Genomic DNA, 16319 nt, shown 5'->3' with positions numbered 1-16319 from the left:
GCCGTCACCTGCGGCCACGCTAGAATGCCGGCGTGGCCAGATCCAGAAACACGTTCTCCGACCCTCCTGCCGACCTGTTGAGCGCGGACCGGGAGGGCATGCGCCCGCTCGCCGAACGCATGCGCCCGCGCACGCTCGACGAAATGGTCGGGCAGAAGCGCCTGCTGGCGCCCAATACCGCGCTGCGCCGGGCCATCGAGTCAGGCCGGGTGCACTCCATGGTGCTGTGGGGGCCGCCGGGGTGCGGCAAGACCACCTTGGCGCTGCTGCTGGCACGCTATGCCGATGCCGAGTTCCGCGCGATCTCGGCGGTCCTTTCGGGCCTGCCCGACGTGCGCCAGGTGCTGGCCGAGGCCGCGCAGCGGTTTGCCGAAGGCCGGCGCACGGTGTTGTTCGTCGACGAGGTGCACCGCTTCAACAAGTCGCAGCAGGATGCCTTCCTGCCGCACATCGAGCGTGGCACCATCATTTTCGTTGGCGCCACCACCGAGAACCCGTCGTTCGAGCTCAACTCCGCGCTGCTTTCGCGCTGCCGGGTGCACGTGCTCGAGGCGGTGTCGCCCGAGGACGTGGCCGAAGCGCTGCAGCGCGCCCTGGACGATGGCGAGCGTGGACTCGGCGGCGAGGTCATCCAGGTCTCCCGCGAATCGCTGCTGGAGATCGCCCGCGCTGCCGACGGCGACGTGCGGCGTGCGCTGACCCTGCTGGAGATCGCGGCCGAGCTGGCGGCGGGCGAGGGCGGGCGGATCACCCCCGAAACCCTGCTGCAGGTGCTGGCCGACCGCACCCGCCGCTTCGACAAGGGTGGCGAGCAGTTCTATGACCAGATCTCGGCGCTGCACAAGTCGGTGCGCAGCTCCAACCCGGACGGCGCGATCTACTGGCTGGCGCGCATGCTCGATGGCGGCTGCGACCCGTCCTACCTGCTGCGGCGCCTGACCATCATGGCGGTGGAGGACATCGGGCTGGCCGACCCGCGCGCCCTGGAAATGGCGATCAACGTCTGGAACGCCTACGACCGCATCGGCGCACCGGAGGGCGATATCGCCCTGTCCAACCTGGTGGTCTATCTGGCCAGTACCGCCAAGTCCAACGCCGCCTATGCGGCGCTGAACGCCGCCCGCGCCGACGTCGGCGAACTGGGGTCGCTGCCGGTACCGCTGCACCTGCGCAACGCGCCGACGCGGCTGATGAAGACCCTCGGCTACGGCAAGGGCTACCAGTACGACCATGACGTCGCCGGCGGCATCGCCCTGGACCAGACCGCATTCCCCGACGAGATGGGCGAGCGCGTGTATTACCGGCCGGTCGAGCGCGGGCTGGAAATCAAGCTCAAGGAAAAGCTCGACCGGCTGCGTGCGGCACGCGAACAGGCCAGGGGTGGGGACTCGACAAAGGACTGAGCGGCGCCCCGTGCCGCGCCCGGCAACCTTGCGCGGCTTCCATGACAGCAACAGGAGACATCAGCCGATGTGGCTTTCCTTTGTGGCGATAGGCGTCGGAGCGGCCATCGGGGCATGGCTGCGGTTCGGCCTGAGCGTATGGCTCAATCCGCTCCATTCCACCGTTCCGCTGGGCACGCTGGCCGCCAATCTGCTCGGCGGCTACGCCATCGGCCTGGCGCTGGCATGGTTCGCGGTACGCCCGGACATCGCGCCGCAGTGGCGCCTGTTCGTGGTGACCGGCCTGCTCGGCGGTCTGACCACGTTCTCCACCTTCTCCGCCGAGGTGGTGCAGTTGTTCCTGCGCCAGCAGCTGGGCTGGGCGCTGGCGACCATGGGCCTGCACCTGGCCGGCTCGCTGTCGATGACCGCGTTGGGCTGGGCCACCTGGCGACTGTTGCGCCCCTTGGCGTGAACCGGCTTTCCAACGCATGATCCGCTTTCCATCTGTAGCGATCGAAAGACGACATGCCGGTAGAGCAGGGTAGAGTGAGCGAGCCGGTACCGGCAACGACCATCATCGGTGCCGATGTCGGCGGAACCTACGCCCGGCTGGGCTGGGCCACCCTGCGACCAGGCGAGCCGATCCGCATCAACGGTTTCCGCCGCTACGCCTGCGCCGAACATCCAAGCCTGGCGGCGATCCTGCAGGATTACGCCAGTGGCCTGCGCGCCGATCCCGCGCTGCCGCCGGTTGGCCGCGTGGTGGTGGCCATCGCCGGGCTGCTGGAGGGTGACCGCCTGCTCAACACCAACCTGGCGTGGCCGGTTTCGCTGGCCGCCACCCGGCGTGAGTCGGGGCTGGGCGAACTGGAGCTGATCAACGACTTCGTGGCGGTGGCCCAGGCCATCCCCCACGTCGCGCGGAATGCGCTGCACCCGTTGTCCGGCGACCCCGCCCATGGCCACGGTAGCCCGGCCCTGGTGCTTGGCCCCGGCACCGGGCTGGGTGTGGCGCTGCGCCTTGAGAACAGCCAGCCGCCGGTACTGGCCAGCGAAGGCGGGCACGCCGCGCTGAGCGCCGGCAATGCGCTGGAGCTGGACGTGCTGCGCATGCTGCTGCAGCGCCATGGGCATGTGGACTGCGAACGCATCCTGTCCGGCCCCGGGCTGATGACGCTTCACGCCTGCCTGTGCGAGCGCGAAGGCGTGGCACCGCGCTGGCAGACGCCGGCCGAGCTGGTGCAGGCGGCGCGTTCCGCCGATGACCCGCTCGCACTGGCCAGCATCCGCGCGTTCTGCGCGTGGCTGGGCAGCGTCACCGGCGACCTCGCGCTCACCTTCGGCGCCCGCTCGGTCTACCTTACCGGCGGCATCACCGGGCATCTCGCCCCGTGGCTGCACGAAGGCGGGTTCCAGCAGCGCTTCCTGGCCAAGGGCGCATTGTCGTCCGCGCTGCAGCGGGTGCCGGTGTGGCGCATCGACGACGGCGAACTCGGCGTGCTCGGCGCGCTGGCCTGGCATGCGGACGCCGGCGGCCGCAGCCGCATTCCCACGGGAGAGACGTCATGAGCAACCGCAGGCAGTTCCTGCAGACCTCGCTGCTGTTGGCCACCGCCGGCGCCGCGCCACGCATGCTGGCATCGCCCACGGCCGCCAATGGCGCGCGCGTGGTCTCCACCTGGGACTTCGGCGTCGGCGCCAACCAGGCCGCGTGGAAGGTATTGGCGGCCGGCGGCAGCGCGCTGGATGCGGTGGAGGCGGGCGCCCGCTGGGCCGAAAGTGACCTGTGTAACCCCACCGTGGGCCGCTGCGGCAACCCGGACCGGGATGGCGTGCTGACGCTGGATGCCAGCATCATGGCCGGCGATGGCCGTTGCGGATCGGTCGCGGCGCTGAGCGACATCCTGCACCCGGTATCGGTCGCGCGCCGGGTGATGGAACAGACCCCGCACGTGATGCTGGTGGGCGAGGGCGCGCAGCAGTTCGCCGTGCAGCAGGGCTTCGAGCGGCGCAGGCTGCTCACCCCGGAAGCCGAACACGCCTGGCGCGAATGGCTGAAGACCGAACACTACGCGCCGCAGATCAACGCCGAGCGTCGCGGGCGCCCGGGCGACAAGGACAACCACGACACCCTCGGCATCCTCGCCATCGATGGCAACGGCCACATGGCCGGAGCCTGCACCACCAGCGGCATGGCCTTCAAGATGCACGGCCGCGTCGGTGACAGCCCGGTCATCGGTGCCGGGCTGTACGTTGACAACGACGTCGGCGCGGCCACGGCGTCGGGCATGGGCGAGGAGATGATCCGCAACGCGGCCTCCTTCCTGGTGGTGGAACTGATGCGCCAGGGACGCTCGCCGGCCGACGCCTGCCGCGAGGCCATCGAGCGGGTAGTGCACAAGCGCCCCGAAGCCAGCCGTACCCTGCAGGTGTGTTTCCTTGCCATGGACAGGAACGGCGACGTCGGCGCCTACGCCCTGCATCGCGGCTTCGTGTACGCGGTCTGCGATGCGCGCAGGCAGGACACGCTGCTGGATTCCCGTTCGGTCTACACCAGCGAGCAGACATGAGCGGGCGCCGCCTGCTGGAGATCGCCAGCAACTCGGTCGCCTCGGCGCTGGCCGCGCAGGCCAGCGGTGCCGACCGCATCGAACTGTTCGACAACCTGGCCCAGGGCGGCACCACGCCGTCGCGCGGCAGTGTCGCCGTGGCCCGCGACCGCCTGCGGATTCCGCTGTTCGTCCTGATCCGGCCGCGACCGGGCGATTTCCATTACGACACCCAGGAAGCCGAGATCATGCTGCGCGACATCGAAAGCTGCCGGCAACTGGGCTGCGATGGCGTGGTGATCGGCGCGCTCACCGTTGACGGCGACGTCGACGTCGCGCTCTGCCGGGAACTGGTCGCGGCGGCCGGCCCGCTGGGCACCACGTTCCACCGTGCCTTCGACGCGGCCCGTGATCTGCCGGCGGCCTTGGAAGCGATCATCGGCCTGGGCTGCCAGCGCGTCCTCAGCTCCGGCGGCGCCGCCAGCGCCATGGCCGGCCGCCACGTGCTGCGGCAACTGGTCACCCAGGCCGGTGGGCGCATCGGGCTGATGGCCGGCGCCGGCCTGGATGCGCAGAACATCGCGACGATCGCCGGACACAGCGGCTGCAACGAACTCCATGCCTCGGCAAAGGCGCTACGCCGCTCGACCATGCGCCACCACAACCCGGCGCTCATCGGTCTGGAAAGCGACTGGATCCAATCCGATGCGGAACAGGTGAGCGCATTGCGGCGGGCATTGGACCAGCTGGTGTGAGCATGCGGACTGGCCTGCGTCGCTGATCTGAATTTTACATAATATACATTATGCGAAATTGCCAAGGCTTCGCTGCTGCGCTTGTGGCCATCCTCGCCTCTTCCCCACTTGTCTGCCGGCGTTCGACGCGACAATGGCGACGCCAACGCCCGTTACAGCCAAGGCGTTCTCAACCAGTTCAGCAGATACATGAAGGAGCTCGGATTTCCTAAAGGCGCCGGGTTCCACGCCTTCCAGCACACCCTTGCCACGGAGCTGCATCACATGGGGGTGGCCGATGAGGACATCGCATTGGTTACCAGCCACTCCATCAGCAAAAGGGTTCCGGTGTTGCATGAGGCGTATTTCCACAAGAAGCCCGCGTTGGCACGAACGAAGCAGATCGCAGTCCTGGAAAGGTATCGCCCTGACGTGGTGCTTCCGGTCTACCAGACAGGGCAGTTCAAGGCGGCGCTGTCGGACCCTCGGAAGTTCTACCCCTGATCTAATCGAGAGCTAGGCCAACTAGAAGCTGGCCACTCAATGCCGCAAGGGAATCCCACCCGGGTTCCCTTAAGCCAAGTCCTTCCTTCGTGCCCGCTCCAAGTCCTTCGGCAACTTCGGCGGCACGGTGGGGTCGAAGTTCAGCTCGCGCGGAACGTTCAACCAGAACGATTCGATAGCCTCGGCAAACTCATCCAGATGTGTATCGGTCACCTTCATGCTGGAGTCGTCAGGAAAAGCCCTAACCCACCCATTTACCAAAGGAACAAACTCCGGATAGGCCTGCCGAAGATCATCCATCGAGGGTCCCTCACCGTGCTTGAACACATTGACGACCAAACGCATTGCATCCAAGCGAGCATATCCTGGGAACGTTGCGGCTTTCCATCCAAGCGCCTCTACTAGCGATTCTAGCTGCGAGCTATCCATCGTCCACATCACTCTTCTCGAGTGGACACCTATAACAAACCCGGGTAGCCGAAGCTGATCCACCAAGAGCCGTCGCCAAGCTTTGTCCCAGTGATGGAACATACCGGCGATAACGCTTAGGCGAGTCCTCTCATGCATTTCTGTGAGCAGCTCGTAGAACATGATTCCATGATTTTGCGCATCCTCAGCCTGCTCCCCCTCGTCGTGGATGTCGGGATCGAAGTTGCGGCCGGACTCCTCCCAATGAGCGTCTGCTGCCGCATCTGCCTCCGCCGAGATGTTCCCGAACCTAGAAAGCAGCCTATCTTTAGCCTGTTGGACATAGAAGCGATGCGCTGTGAGCAACGTATGCCTAACTGGATCGTCCAGCATGAAAGCAGAACGCATCTTGGAGGTCATAGTTCTTCCTCAACTTCAACCGGAAGCTGAGACAGCCAATCCACCATCGCCCGAATTCCTAATGCATCCGCACAAGTAGCGTCCACACCCTTGGTCTCAATATCAATCTGACAAGTGAGCCAAGCATGTTCGGTTTTTTGCCCGAGCCCAACATGAGGCTCTATAGCCCCACGACTCCAGAGCCAGATGTATTGATCTCGGAGCTTGGTCACCAACGAATCGATGTGAGCACTGGCATACGCCTCCCCGGCCAGGACCTCAAATGCCCTAGATGCCGGACCGCGCGCGTCCTTCTTCGGCAGGCCGCTTGCGTCCAGTGTGATGACATCATTCTGAGCAAGTCTCGCAAGGATTGCCCTGCAGGCGGCTATGTCTGGATCATCTGCCGCCAGGAATCCATGCGCCTGCGCGTGCCGGAATGCGTAATCGAGATCTACTATGGCGCACGCTGGGAGACCGAGAGCCGCGAGGACTTCTATCGATTTCTTGGTGTCGGCTACACCGCTCATTGGCACAATCGCCAGCGACAACTGGCCCAACGTCTTACCTGCAATGGCCTGGAAGAGACATGGGAGCAGCCGGAGCTCTGTTTTTCCTTCCGCCAGGATCACCTTGTCTGCGAACAACACCTGAGAAGAGTTGGTCAGACTAAAGATTTGGTGCATCTGGTGGGTAGGATTCTCCACCAACTGTTCTATGACGGATAGCAGGCGCGGCCTTGCTTTTGTCCCGTGAGGATGCTTCTTGGTCATCAACAATGCGTTCTTCGCGTCCTTGGCAAGAATCATCTGCGCGGAGTGCGTCGAGAACACAACCTGATACCCCAGCTCCGACAAAGCACGAAGCGCTTCACGCACCTGTTCCACGGCGAAGGGGTGCATGAACAGCTCTGGCTCATCCACTAGGAGCAAGGTCGCGCCACCAGCGGCTGCCGCCCCTCTCTTCAAGTCAGCCAAATGCCGGACCATGGCCATCTGAATCGCTCGCTGCGCCCCATGCCCATAGAATCCAAAGGAACGCCCCTGCCCGTTACCCTCGTAGACCTTGACGGTCCCCGCCTTAATCAGGTCATTGAAAGCCGGCACGGGGAAGTCGAGTTTGATGCTGATCCCAGGGAACAGGTCCGAGATCTTGTCGTTGATGGACGCGTCGATACGACCCAACTCGTCGAAACGGTCACCGCCTTCAGCTGAAATCATCCCCAAAATGGCTGCCAAATGAGGAGTCAAGGTTTGCTCGTGCTGCTCTTTAATGGCAGACAGCATCGACGCCAGCAACTTGCCTATGGTTGTCGTCGTCTTCGCCTTGCTCGCATCCTCTTCTGCATTCTCCATTGCTCCAATGCGGATTGGATCTGGGAAAAGGGCAGTAATGGCGTTATCGATCCCCGTCGGGTTGGGATCCCACTGGTTGGTTGCGGGGTCTAAGACCGTCAATACCACATCACCTCCCGGCACTTCTTGAACACGGCGCACGTGCAAGATGCCATCGCGTATGTGTGGCTCAATCTTTCTTCGGTGTTTGCTATCTAGGACTTCCAGGTCGGCATCCGTAATGCCAATCAATGCCCCCGTCACTTGGACAGGTTGATCGGGGTCATGGAAGTCTTCCAAACCTAGCTTGGTCTTCCTAACTAGCCACTGCAATGCTGTCAGGCAGTTGCTCTTTCCGCAGTTGTTCAACCCAACCAGCGGCGTGAAGCTAGTCAGTTGCAGGTTAGTCGAGATGCATGACCGAAAGTTAAGAACTTCCAAATCTGAGATGTGAACAGCCATTCCATTGCCCCCCCTTCTTTGATTTTCCGATTAGCCTTTGCGAAAAGCGCCGCCGCAAAGGCACCCTTAGACGTTGACGGCAGAGTCCGTCTGCACTCAATCCTGCGGCAGATGACCGGACCTATTTCTTGAGCTTTCGCAACAACTCCATTGCTTGAGCGCGCTCTCTCGCGCTCATATTGCCAAGGCAATGAATCGCTTCGGCCGTTTCCTCATCCTCGGCGACCAAGTAGGCCATTGGCACGCCTAACACGTCCGTCCTTGTATACCGGGAAAAGGATCGTATGAAACAAAATTTATGCCAGCAGTTCAGCGGGATGGTGCAGCGTGTTGTGTAACCGTAGCACTGCTGCCACATGCCATTCCTTATCCGGGCAAGTGCGGCTGCTGACAAATCAATCAACCTCGCGACCTTCTGGGCTTTATCGCTATTTGGGGTCTGAGCGGCGACCGTGTGAAGCGAATCGACAGACCATCGTCCGCGCCGCTTCCCGAACTCTTGAATGAGTGGACCACAGCACTGTTTCGTCATGAAAAAAATAGTTCGCAGATGGTGTTGCAACCGCCGTCGTTAGTTAATGTGAAGCGGCAACCATCTATTGGGCGCTTCCTCCACATAGATTTCCGCCTGGGAGTCCGCCCAGTCAGCGGGATCAGCCACATTTCACTCCTTCCGAAAGGTCAATCCCAGGTAAGTCATAACCTCACCTCCCGCATCCGTACCGAACGACACCGCATCGCCCGTCATGCTCGGTCCCAGCCCACCGGTCCGGGCCTCGTCCGCGGCGACCGGCACCAATGGATAGGTGAACGTGCCCGTGTTGTAGCTGACCTGCAGCACCGGCAGGCCATCGTCCTGCAGGCGTACCTCGGCCTCGGCGATCTTCTCGAACCCCGGCATCGTGTAGCCGAACGGCCGGTAGCGGCCCAGCCGCTGCTTCCACAGGGTACCGGGAGCGTCGTCCGCGATGCGGTAGCCCAGCTGGCGCTCGCCCTGCCCCCGGCGCCAGAACAGCACGTGGTACGGCCCGATATCGCGGAAGTAGTAGAGATCGCCGTCCGCCTCGCCGGCACCCTGCACGGTGAACACGCCAGGGGAAGTCTCGATCGCCCGGTAGGTTTCCGCGTCGCGCCGGATGGACAGCCCTGCCTCCGTTTCGTCCACTTTCGCGTAGCCGTTCTTCTGCGCGTAGTAGCCCGCATGCCGTGAACGCGGAACGCTGGAAGATATGGGCAGCGGCGCGGGTTGCGGGACGATATCCTTCACCGAAAGGCCATGTGCCTCCAGCCAGCGGAAAGCGAACTGCTCGCAGACCGCATCGCTCCCCACCGTGTTGGCCAGGATGACCGCGGCCGTCCGCTGTTCCGGGATCAACAGCAGTGCGGCATTGGAATAGAACGTGCTGCCTGCATGGTAGGCGGCGAAGCCGCTGTCGTTGCGGAAAAGGAACCACCCCAGTCCCTTCTTGTTGGTGTCGATCGGAATGTCGCTGCGCTGGGTGAACATCGACCGGACCGTGGCTTCCCTGGCCAGAGGAGAGCGCTCGCCGCGGTAAGCGGCCATCAAGGCTGCCGCATAGATGGCCAGGTCTTCCGCCGTGGAATAGATGCCGCCGGAGGCGATGTCGCGCAGTTCGAAGGCCGCCGCCTCGGCACCGTCCGGCCCGTAGGCCTTGCTGCGGCCGGCCGCATGCGGGTCGTCTGCGAAACCGGTGTTGTTCATGCCCAATGGCATGAAGATCCGCTGTTTCAGGTAGTCCGGGTAATCAATCCCGCTGGCCTTGACCAGCGCGTGCCCCAACAGGTTGTAGCCAGCGTTCGAATACAGGCCCACGGTGCCGGGCGCATGCGCCAATGCGGTCCGGTTGAGCAGCGTCACCACATCGGTATAGCGGGCCTGATCGCTCCGCATGTCGCGGAAAACATCGGTCGGCACGCCGGAACTGTGGGTGATCAGGCGCCTGAGCGTCACCTGGTTGCGGTCTTCGCCATGGGTGCGGATACGGAACTCGGGCAGGTAACGGGACAACGGCTGGTCGATATCGACCACGCCCTGCTCCTGCAGCTGCATGGCCGCCAACGCGGTGAAGGTCTTGGTCACCGAGCCGATGCCGACCTGGGTGCCCGGGGTCATGGCAATGCCGGCGTTCTTATCCGCATAGCCGAACCCCTGTTTCCACACGATCTTTCCATCCACGACCAACGCGGCCGACACACCCACCACGCCGCTGTCCCGCTGGCGCTGCGCCAGCCATCGGCTGAGCTCCGCGATATCGGCGGACGCCTGCGGCCTGGCGGCCCAGGCCATCGCCGGCAGGATCGACCACAGCACGGTCAGGAAAATGCCGATGTTCTTTGCTTTCATGGTGTGGCTTGGACTCCGTAAATGGGCTTTAAGGCGTGATGCAGGATGCAGTTGAGGCCTACTGGCTTCGCGAAGTGCAAGCTCCCCCTCTCTTACTGCCAGCTCCGGGTCGGGAGCTACGGCTGCACGCGCCCATACGTAGCGTTCGAGTCCCCGTCAGCTTCGCGATCTGGATGAAGTGCGACAGCCCATCCCCCCAGAAGTACGCGTCCCCACGCACCGCTGGCCGGCGCAGCGACACAGGGCTTCCACCGTCTCCCGTACGCCGGTCAGCGCAGCTGTTCTGGCGTTGTTGGTGGCGGAGACAAATGCCAATGCAGATGGGTAAGGAGTCGGTCGCAAGCGGGAGGATCGCGGTTGCTCAGGCACACCATGGTCATGTCGTTGGAAGGATAGACCGACAAAGCCGTGCTGTTGCCGGCCGCTCCGCCACCATGGCCCCAGTGAGGAAACTCCTCGGGCCCGGATGAAACGAAGCCATAGCCATACCATGCAGTCTGCTGCTTGATGGCCTGGTTCAACAGGGACGGCGGGATCAGCCTGCCCCTCTTGAGGGCATCCACGAAGCGTACCTGGTCGTTGGCGGTGGAAATCCCGCCACCCGCAGGCGTCCCCTTCCATGGCAGCAGACTGGCGCTGGAGACCAGCTTTCCATCGGCGCCCCGGGTGTAGCCGTTGGCGACACCGGACATGTGCGCAATGTCCGGGAAGCCAGTCGCAGTCATGCCGGCGGGACCAAAGACATGCTCGGCGAGGTAAGCGTAATAGCTCTGGCCGCTGACCTTTTCCACCAGTGCACCGAGCAGCACGAAGCCGTAGTTCGAATAGTCGAATGCCGATCCCGGGGGAAAAGAGGGGGCACGATCGCCGTTGAGCGTCATGAGATCGTCGATTGTGCGGACCCAGGCCCGATTGCCCGCCTCTTCCGGCTGCAACACGCCGATATCGCCGGTTCCGCCCTGATGTGAAAGCAACTGCCGCACGGTGACTTTCGCCATCTCCCTGTTCGGGTAGTCGGTCAAATACGTTCCGACAGGATCATCGAAGTTGATCTTGCCCGCATGGATCAACTGCAGTACTGCGACGGCCGTGAACATCTTGCCCTGGGAGGCGAACAGGAACGGGGTATCGAGCTGGACCGGCACGTTGTTCTCGCGATCGGCCAGCCCGAATGCCCTGCCGTACAGCCGCCTTCCGTTCTGTTCGACAACCAGCACGCCGGAGAAGCGGTCGGTGTCCGCAAGACGTTCCGCGAAGGCATCCAGTGCTTCCAGCGCCCTGTCCTGCGGCAGCGGCTGCGGATCCTGCCTGACTTCCTTCAGCAACGCGTCCCCGGCCTTGCCGAAGGTGACCGTGATCCGCCGGTAAGCCGGAAAGCTGCGCTCCTGCGCCATTGCCACGAAGACCGTCGGCTCGTTGCGCTCGATCCTGATCACGTCCAGCCCGCCGGTCTCTTCGCGGCTATCGAGGAGATAGTCGAGGTTGTGATCCGGGTCGGCGAAGCGACGTTCATTGAACTCGCGGAGCGTGGCCCGGTCGCCGCTGTTGAACGCCGCCAGCCATTCATCGAATGCCCCTTCGGCAGGCAACGTGGCAGCGGCGTTCGAGGCGATGAGAAGGAGAGCGGCCGCCACGCCGATGCGATGGATCGAAAGATGCCTTGCCGTACCTGCCATGCGCTTTCAATCCGTTTCTCGCCTTGCCCAATACTGGGCGAGAAGTCCGGTGCCATCAACCTGCCCGCCCCCGCGCCCATGACGGGCTCGCCCACCCTGCTCGACATCGGCTGGGGGCCGCACCCGCAGGCCGGCACGGCGGTCAAATGATCCGCCCTGAACGATGCCATGGCGTAGTGCTGGCGCCTGGTAACGGGGCGGCCGGCGCGGCCGATCGTCTTCCACTCCATCGCTGCTTGCGATCGCGGACCTGTTCGCTGCGGATGGCTGCGCTGCGGAGGCACCAGGGCGTGAGACCGCCCCGCCCCATGCCATGGATGCCGAAATCCACCACACCGGCCACCGCATCTGACAACCAGCCCATACCGCCGGACGAGCACGCGGCCCCTTCATATCTCGACACACCTGTCGCCTGCCTGCCGTTTCAATCCGGTCCGCGCCGCTGGCCCCGCAGACGTGGCAGGGGCGCAATCGCGCTTGCCCGACGGTATGCTGCGCGGCCAGATGCGAACGGGAGCGCAGCGCGGCTGCACGGGAGTGGCATGGAAAATCGTTACGGAAGGCTCGCGTCGTGGGTCTACAACCTGGACAAGCCGGTCGGCCGGTCGTTTGGTGATGTGGAGTACTACCAGCAGTTGCTTGGTGAGTGCGCAGGCCCGGTGCTGGAACCTGCGGTTGGCAACGGGCGGATTCTGGTACCGCTGCTCAAGGCCGGATTCGCGGTCGAAGGGTTCGACACCTCCGAGGAAATGCTGGGCTACTGCCGCGCGGCATGCCGGACGCATGGCGTACCCGCGAACCTGACGCGCCGCGGTTTCGAGGACTTCGCCTATGACAGGAAGTTCGCCGCGATCATCATCCCGGCCGGCTCCCTGCAGCTGATCACGGATGCCGCGGCGGCCTGCGCCGTGCTCAGGCGGTTCCATCAGCATCTGCTGCCGGGTGGCAAGCTGGTCCTCGACCTCGACGCGATCGACGGCTTCCTGGGCCCGTCCGGCACATTGCGCAGCTGGACCACCGGGGAAGGTGAACTGTTGACGCTGACGGATCATCGGGTCGAAACCGACTACATCGCGCAGACGACCCTGTCCCACCTGCGCTATGAGCACTGGCGGAACGGCAACCTGGCAGCGACCGAGCTCGACCTGTTCAAGCTGCGCTGGTGGGGAGTCGAGGAATTCGCTCTGGCCTTGTACGCGGCCGGCTTCACGGACGTGGCCGTTTCAGGCAATTACCAGCGCGGTCGCCGCCCCCGGAAGGGCGACCAGGTCGTCACCTTTGAAGCGACGCGCCCGGCAGGCGGAACGGCCTGAGCCCGACCTCCGCGATGACCCGCATGCCCTGTCGTGCCGCGGCCTCCCTGCAGGGCATGGCCCCTCCGCCGTGACCGCAGCAGCACGGTGCGCAACCGGGATGCGGCCATGCGGGCCGCATCCCGGGCACAGCGCGCAGTCTGCCCTCAGAACGCGGTGGACAGGCGTGTCATCCAGTCCGGCAGGTGGTCCAGGGCGAAGGCTTCGATCCGGCGGTCCGCACCGCTGAGGATCAGCCCGCCGACGAGCAGCAGCAGGACGCCCAGCAGCTGTTTGCCACGGCTGCCGGCGCCCATCAGCCGGCCACGCCAGCGGTCCAGGGCGCCGCGTGCGGCGAAGGCGATGACCAGCAGCACGCTGGCGATGCCCAGGCCGAACGCCGCCATCACCAGCAAGGCCGCGCCCAGGCTCTGGCCTGCCGCCGCCAGCGCGATGGCGGCCCCCAGCGTCGGCCCGACGCAGGGGGCCCACACCACGCCCAGCAGCATCCCGACCAGGGCCTGGCCCCACAGCCCTCCCCGCGCGTCGACCGCGAGCTGGGTGCGGCCCGCCCAGCTCGCCAGCGGCGTGGCCACGCGGGTCAGCAGGCGCTGCAGCGGCGGCAACAGCAGTACCAGCCCGGCCAGGCACAGGATCACCGCGCCCGCGGCGCGTACCGCCAGGGTGTCGATGCCCAGTGACTGGCCGAACGCCGCCACCACGAAACCGGTGGCGGTGAACGCCAGCACCAGGCCCGCCGACAGCGCCAGCGGCGCCAGGCGGTGGCGCTGCGCCGCCGACGACAGCACGATCGGCACCAGTGGCAGCACGCACGGTGACAGGATGGTCAGGGCACCGGCCACGTAGGCCAGTGCCGGATTCAAACCCAGGCTCATGCAGCGCCGGCCTCAGCTGCCGGACAGGGTCGAACGCAGCACGGGCGCGACCCGCGCCACATCGCTCTCGTGCGCCACCCGGCCGGTTTCACGCTTGCCATGGAACCCGATCAGGGTCGATTGCATGGTCGCGCCAAACTTCTGCCACAGCGGCTTCTGGGTATCGAAATCGATGCGCAGCACCAGCAGGTCGCGGTAGGCGGGATCGGCGGTGATCTGCTTGATCGCCTTCTCCTGTTCGCGGCACACCGGGCACCACGGCGCGTGCACCCACACCAGGATCGGCTTGTTGGCCGCCTGCGCCTGGTCGAATGCCATCTGGTCATAGGCGCGGATCGCCACGCTGGGCGTCATCGCCATGGCCATGGCCGGCGCGGCGGCCGGCGGGTCGGCGGCCAGCGCGCTGGTGGCGGGCACGCCGGCAGCGGCGAGGACGGCAACGGCAAGCAGGGAACGGAAGTAATGCATGGGAATCTCCAGTGGGTGGGTGGATATCCATTCGCGCGATGCGGGCCGGCGGTTACACGCCACCGCAACCGCGTGCTGCTGCATTCATGCGCAGTGCGCCGGCGGCCGGCGCCGCTCCAGCATCCGGCCGTTGCGGCCTGGCGACGGGCGGAACCGGCGCGCGCCGCGGCATCCGCCGGGCCAATGCGCTGCCGCCATCGAGGTGGGTCCGGCGCCGCCCCGGGCGCGGCTCACCAGCGCAGCAGGCGCGGCCCCAGCAGTGCGCCGGCGGCGGTGGGCAGCGACAGTCCCAGCACGTACCACACCGCCCAGAACGGCACGTCCATCTCCGGGCAATGCAGGCTGTAGACCACGGCGGCGACGGCGGCCGACAGCAGCCCGGCTGCGGCACCGGCCAGCCGCAGGCGCGTCGGCGCCAGTCCACGCAGCGCCCAGAAGGTCGTTGCCATCAAGGGCAGCGAAAGGCCGGCGATGCTGAAGGCACAGCTGCGCCAGCTGCGCCCCAGCAGCATCGCCACGCGCTCGTCGCCCGGTGCCAACCACAGCGCGGCCGCGGCGGCGCCCCACAGCAGCAGCAGCGGAATGCCCGGTCCCGACCAGGCCGCCGCCACCGTCCGGCCCGGGCGCGACAATCGCGCGGTCACCCACAGTGCCCCGCACAACATCGCCAGCGCGAACCCGGCCTTGGCCCAGAACAGCGGCTGGACCGAGACCTCGGCCAGGTCGGGCCGCAGCCCATAGCCGGCCAGCATCAGGCCCAGCGACAGCAGCGCTCCCGCCGGCAGCGCCAGGCCGAACCGGCGCGCGGCCGCGTGCCGCTGCACCGGCACCGGGTCGCTGGCCAGCAGGTCGATCAGATCATGGGTTTTCATGCCGCACTCCGTATTTTCAATGCCAGTGCCTTCAGGCCGCGGTGGATGCCCACTTTCACCGCCGATTCGGACATGCCGGTGAGCCGCGCGGTTTCGCTGACGGACAGGCCGCCCAGCTTGACGTGCAGGATCGGCAGGCGATGGCGGTCGGGCAGCGCCTGCAGCAGTTGCCCGAGGTCATGCCGGGCCTGGGCCGATTCGGTGTCGGTGGCGGCGAACACGTCCTGCGCCGCCTCCAGCGGCAGGTTCAGCGCCTCGCGCCGGTGGTGGCTGCGATGGAAGTCCATCAGTTTGTAGCGGGCGATGGCATAGACCCACGCGGTCAGGGGTTCGCCGCTGCGGTAGGTATGGCGGCTGTTGTGGATGGCCAGCAGGGTCTCCTGCAGGATGTCCTCGACGTCATCCGGCGCCGCACCCAGCCGCCGCCGCAGGAACGCACGCAGGCGTGCGCTCAACGCGTCCAGGAAGCACCGGTATGCGGCCGTGTCGCCACCCAGCCCGGCCTCGAACTGCGCACGCAGCACGGTCTCGATCGGGTCGGCGGGTGGCGGCGCCGCGGACGCCGGCGTGGATACGGGGCTGCTCACCGGCCGCCCTTCCCTGCCCGCGGGCCCGGACAGGCGCGCCACCCACCCATTCCCGCGACGCAGCGCCAGCGCAGCGCGCACGGGGCTGGCGGGAGGGACACGGGCGTGTTTGGCGAAAAGTCGGTCATCCAAAGGGTTTCGCTGCGCGGGGCATTCCGGTTACAGCCAACGCCATGATTGTTGGACGCCGGTCATCGGTACTGCGCGGCGGGCGTCCCCGGCACCGCCACGGTGCCGATCCCGTGCGCCCTTGCTCCCGCGCCGCGGCCGCCCGCGATCCGACACCCGGCGCGCCCTCCGACATGGGGCGCTGGCGCGAGCCCGGGCCTGCCCGGCACCGCCACCAGCCGATGCCTGCTGCAGCCGAACGTACCACCTTCCCCCGCGG

General features: G+C 65.6%; 14 protein-coding genes and 1 pseudogene. 7 read left to right on the top strand and 8 right to left on the bottom strand.

Features of this window, described 5'->3' with window-relative positions:
• The first annotated feature begins 32 nt into the window (after nucleotides 1-32).
• From MKP15_RS11320 to MKP15_RS11295, 6 genes and pseudogenes are all read left to right on the top strand, one after another.
• The gene (locus MKP15_RS11320) at nucleotides 33-1403 is read left to right on the top strand and encodes a replication-associated recombination protein A (RefSeq protein WP_240212764.1); all 1371 of its coding nucleotides are present in this window, start codon (nucleotides 33-35) and stop codon (nucleotides 1401-1403) included.
• Nucleotides 1404-1470: 67 nt separating this feature from the next.
• On the top strand, nucleotides 1471-1857 hold the full coding sequence (crcB, locus tag MKP15_RS11315) for a fluoride efflux transporter CrcB (protein WP_161614414.1): 387 nt from the start codon (nucleotides 1471-1473) through the stop codon (nucleotides 1855-1857).
• A gap of 53 nt (nucleotides 1858-1910) precedes the next feature.
• Complete coding sequence (locus tag MKP15_RS11310) at nucleotides 1911-2954, top strand: glucokinase (protein WP_240212763.1); 1044 nt, start codon at nucleotides 1911-1913, stop codon at nucleotides 2952-2954.
• A complete protein-coding gene (locus tag MKP15_RS11305) occupies nucleotides 2951-3955 on the top strand; it encodes a N(4)-(beta-N-acetylglucosaminyl)-L-asparaginase (RefSeq protein WP_240212762.1) in 1005 nt (334 codons plus the stop codon). The genes MKP15_RS11310 and MKP15_RS11305 overlap by 4 nt, the downstream gene beginning before the upstream one ends.
• Nucleotides 3952-4689: a copper homeostasis protein CutC gene (locus MKP15_RS11300; RefSeq protein WP_240212761.1), complete on the top strand. Its 738-nt coding sequence runs from the start codon at nucleotides 3952-3954 to the stop codon at nucleotides 4687-4689. The genes MKP15_RS11305 and MKP15_RS11300 overlap by 4 nt, the downstream gene beginning before the upstream one ends.
• 79 nt (nucleotides 4690-4768) lie before the next feature.
• Nucleotides 4769-5172 (top strand): annotated as a pseudogene (locus tag MKP15_RS11295) (integrase); the annotation flags it as partial.
• Nucleotides 5173-5241: 69 nt separating this feature from the next.
• On the opposite strand, the gene MKP15_RS11290 reads toward MKP15_RS11295, so the two are convergent.
• From MKP15_RS11290 to MKP15_RS11275, 4 genes are all read right to left on the bottom strand, one after another.
• The gene (locus tag MKP15_RS11290) at nucleotides 5242-6000 is read right to left on the bottom strand and encodes a hypothetical protein (RefSeq protein WP_240212760.1); all 759 of its coding nucleotides are present in this window, start codon (nucleotides 5998-6000) and stop codon (nucleotides 5242-5244) included.
• Nucleotides 5997-7775, bottom strand: coding sequence for an AAA family ATPase (locus tag MKP15_RS11285; RefSeq protein WP_240212759.1), 1779 nt, complete (start codon nucleotides 7773-7775; stop codon nucleotides 5997-5999). The genes MKP15_RS11290 and MKP15_RS11285 overlap by 4 nt, the downstream gene beginning before the upstream one ends.
• Nucleotides 7776-8439: 664 nt before the next feature.
• Complete coding sequence (locus MKP15_RS11280; protein ID WP_240212758.1) at nucleotides 8440-10083, bottom strand: serine hydrolase domain-containing protein; 1644 nt, start codon at nucleotides 10081-10083, stop codon at nucleotides 8440-8442.
• A gap of 326 nt (nucleotides 10084-10409) precedes the next feature.
• Nucleotides 10410-11816 (bottom strand): serine hydrolase domain-containing protein, encoded by a 1407-nt coding sequence (locus MKP15_RS11275; protein ID WP_240212757.1) that lies wholly within the window; start codon nucleotides 11814-11816, stop codon nucleotides 10410-10412.
• Between the two features lie 542 nt (nucleotides 11817-12358).
• On the opposite strand from MKP15_RS11275, the gene MKP15_RS11270 reads away from it, so the two are divergent.
• Entirely contained in the window at nucleotides 12359-13129 is a 771-nt protein-coding gene (locus tag MKP15_RS11270) for a class I SAM-dependent methyltransferase (protein WP_240212756.1), read from the top strand.
• A gap of 146 nt (nucleotides 13130-13275) precedes the next feature.
• On the opposite strand, the gene MKP15_RS11265 is transcribed toward MKP15_RS11270, so the two are convergent.
• From MKP15_RS11265 to MKP15_RS11250, 4 genes are all read right to left on the bottom strand, one after another.
• Entirely contained in the window at nucleotides 13276-14004 is a 729-nt protein-coding gene (locus MKP15_RS11265) for a cytochrome c biogenesis protein CcdA (RefSeq protein WP_104938785.1), read from the bottom strand.
• A 12-nt stretch (nucleotides 14005-14016) separates the two neighbouring features.
• The gene (locus MKP15_RS11260) at nucleotides 14017-14472 is read right to left on the bottom strand and encodes a thioredoxin family protein (RefSeq protein WP_240212755.1); all 456 of its coding nucleotides are present in this window, start codon (nucleotides 14470-14472) and stop codon (nucleotides 14017-14019) included.
• Nucleotides 14473-14702: 230 nt separating this feature from the next.
• Nucleotides 14703-15344 carry a DUF1109 domain-containing protein gene (locus MKP15_RS11255; protein ID WP_240212754.1) on the bottom strand — a complete coding sequence of 214 codons (642 nt, stop codon included), beginning with the start codon at nucleotides 15342-15344 and terminating at the stop codon, nucleotides 14703-14705.
• A complete protein-coding gene (locus MKP15_RS11250) occupies nucleotides 15341-15931 on the bottom strand; it encodes a sigma-70 family RNA polymerase sigma factor (protein ID WP_240212753.1) in 591 nt (196 codons plus the stop codon). Before MKP15_RS11250 ends, MKP15_RS11255 begins: the two co-directional genes overlap by 4 nt.
• Between the last annotated feature and the right edge of the window lie 388 nt (nucleotides 15932-16319).

It is taken from the genome of Stenotrophomonas sp. Y6, from assembly GCF_022436665.1.
GTDB lineage: Bacteria > Pseudomonadota > Gammaproteobacteria > Xanthomonadales > Xanthomonadaceae > Stenotrophomonas > Stenotrophomonas acidaminiphila_A.
Note: the sequence above shows the minus strand (reverse complement) of the source record. Positions and strands in the feature narration are given on the sequence as shown.

What these genes read in the sequence shown, in the direction of transcription:
- crcB (WP_161614414.1), top strand. Translation starts at nt 1,471, where the DNA reads ATGTGGCTTTCCTTTGTGGCGATAGGCGTCGGAGCGGCCATCGGGGCA.
- MKP15_RS11310 (WP_240212763.1), top strand. Translation starts at nt 1,911, where the DNA reads ATGCCGGTAGAGCAGGGTAGAGTGAGCGAGCCGGTACCGGCAACGACC.
- MKP15_RS11305 (WP_240212762.1), top strand. Translation starts at nt 2,951, where the DNA reads ATGAGCAACCGCAGGCAGTTCCTGCAGACCTCGCTGCTGTTGGCCACC.
- MKP15_RS11300 (WP_240212761.1), top strand. Translation starts at nt 3,952, where the DNA reads ATGAGCGGGCGCCGCCTGCTGGAGATCGCCAGCAACTCGGTCGCCTCG.
- MKP15_RS11290 (WP_240212760.1), bottom strand. Translation starts at nt 6,000, where the DNA reads ATGACCTCCAAGATGCGTTCTGCTTTCATGCTGGACGATCCAGTTAGG.
- MKP15_RS11285 (WP_240212759.1), bottom strand. Translation starts at nt 7,775, where the DNA reads ATGGCTGTTCACATCTCAGATTTGGAAGTTCTTAACTTTCGGTCATGC.
- MKP15_RS11280 (WP_240212758.1), bottom strand. Translation starts at nt 10,083, where the DNA reads ATGGCCTGGGCCGCCAGGCCGCAGGCGTCCGCCGATATCGCGGAGCTC.
- MKP15_RS11275 (WP_240212757.1), bottom strand. Translation starts at nt 11,816, where the DNA reads ATGGCAGGTACGGCAAGGCATCTTTCGATCCATCGCATCGGCGTGGCG.
- MKP15_RS11270 (WP_240212756.1), top strand. Translation starts at nt 12,359, where the DNA reads ATGGAAAATCGTTACGGAAGGCTCGCGTCGTGGGTCTACAACCTGGAC.
- MKP15_RS11265 (WP_104938785.1), bottom strand. Translation starts at nt 14,004, where the DNA reads ATGAGCCTGGGTTTGAATCCGGCACTGGCCTACGTGGCCGGTGCCCTG.
- MKP15_RS11260 (WP_240212755.1), bottom strand. Translation starts at nt 14,472, where the DNA reads ATGCATTACTTCCGTTCCCTGCTTGCCGTTGCCGTCCTCGCCGCTGCC.
- MKP15_RS11255 (WP_240212754.1), bottom strand. Translation starts at nt 15,344, where the DNA reads ATGAAAACCCATGATCTGATCGACCTGCTGGCCAGCGACCCGGTGCCG.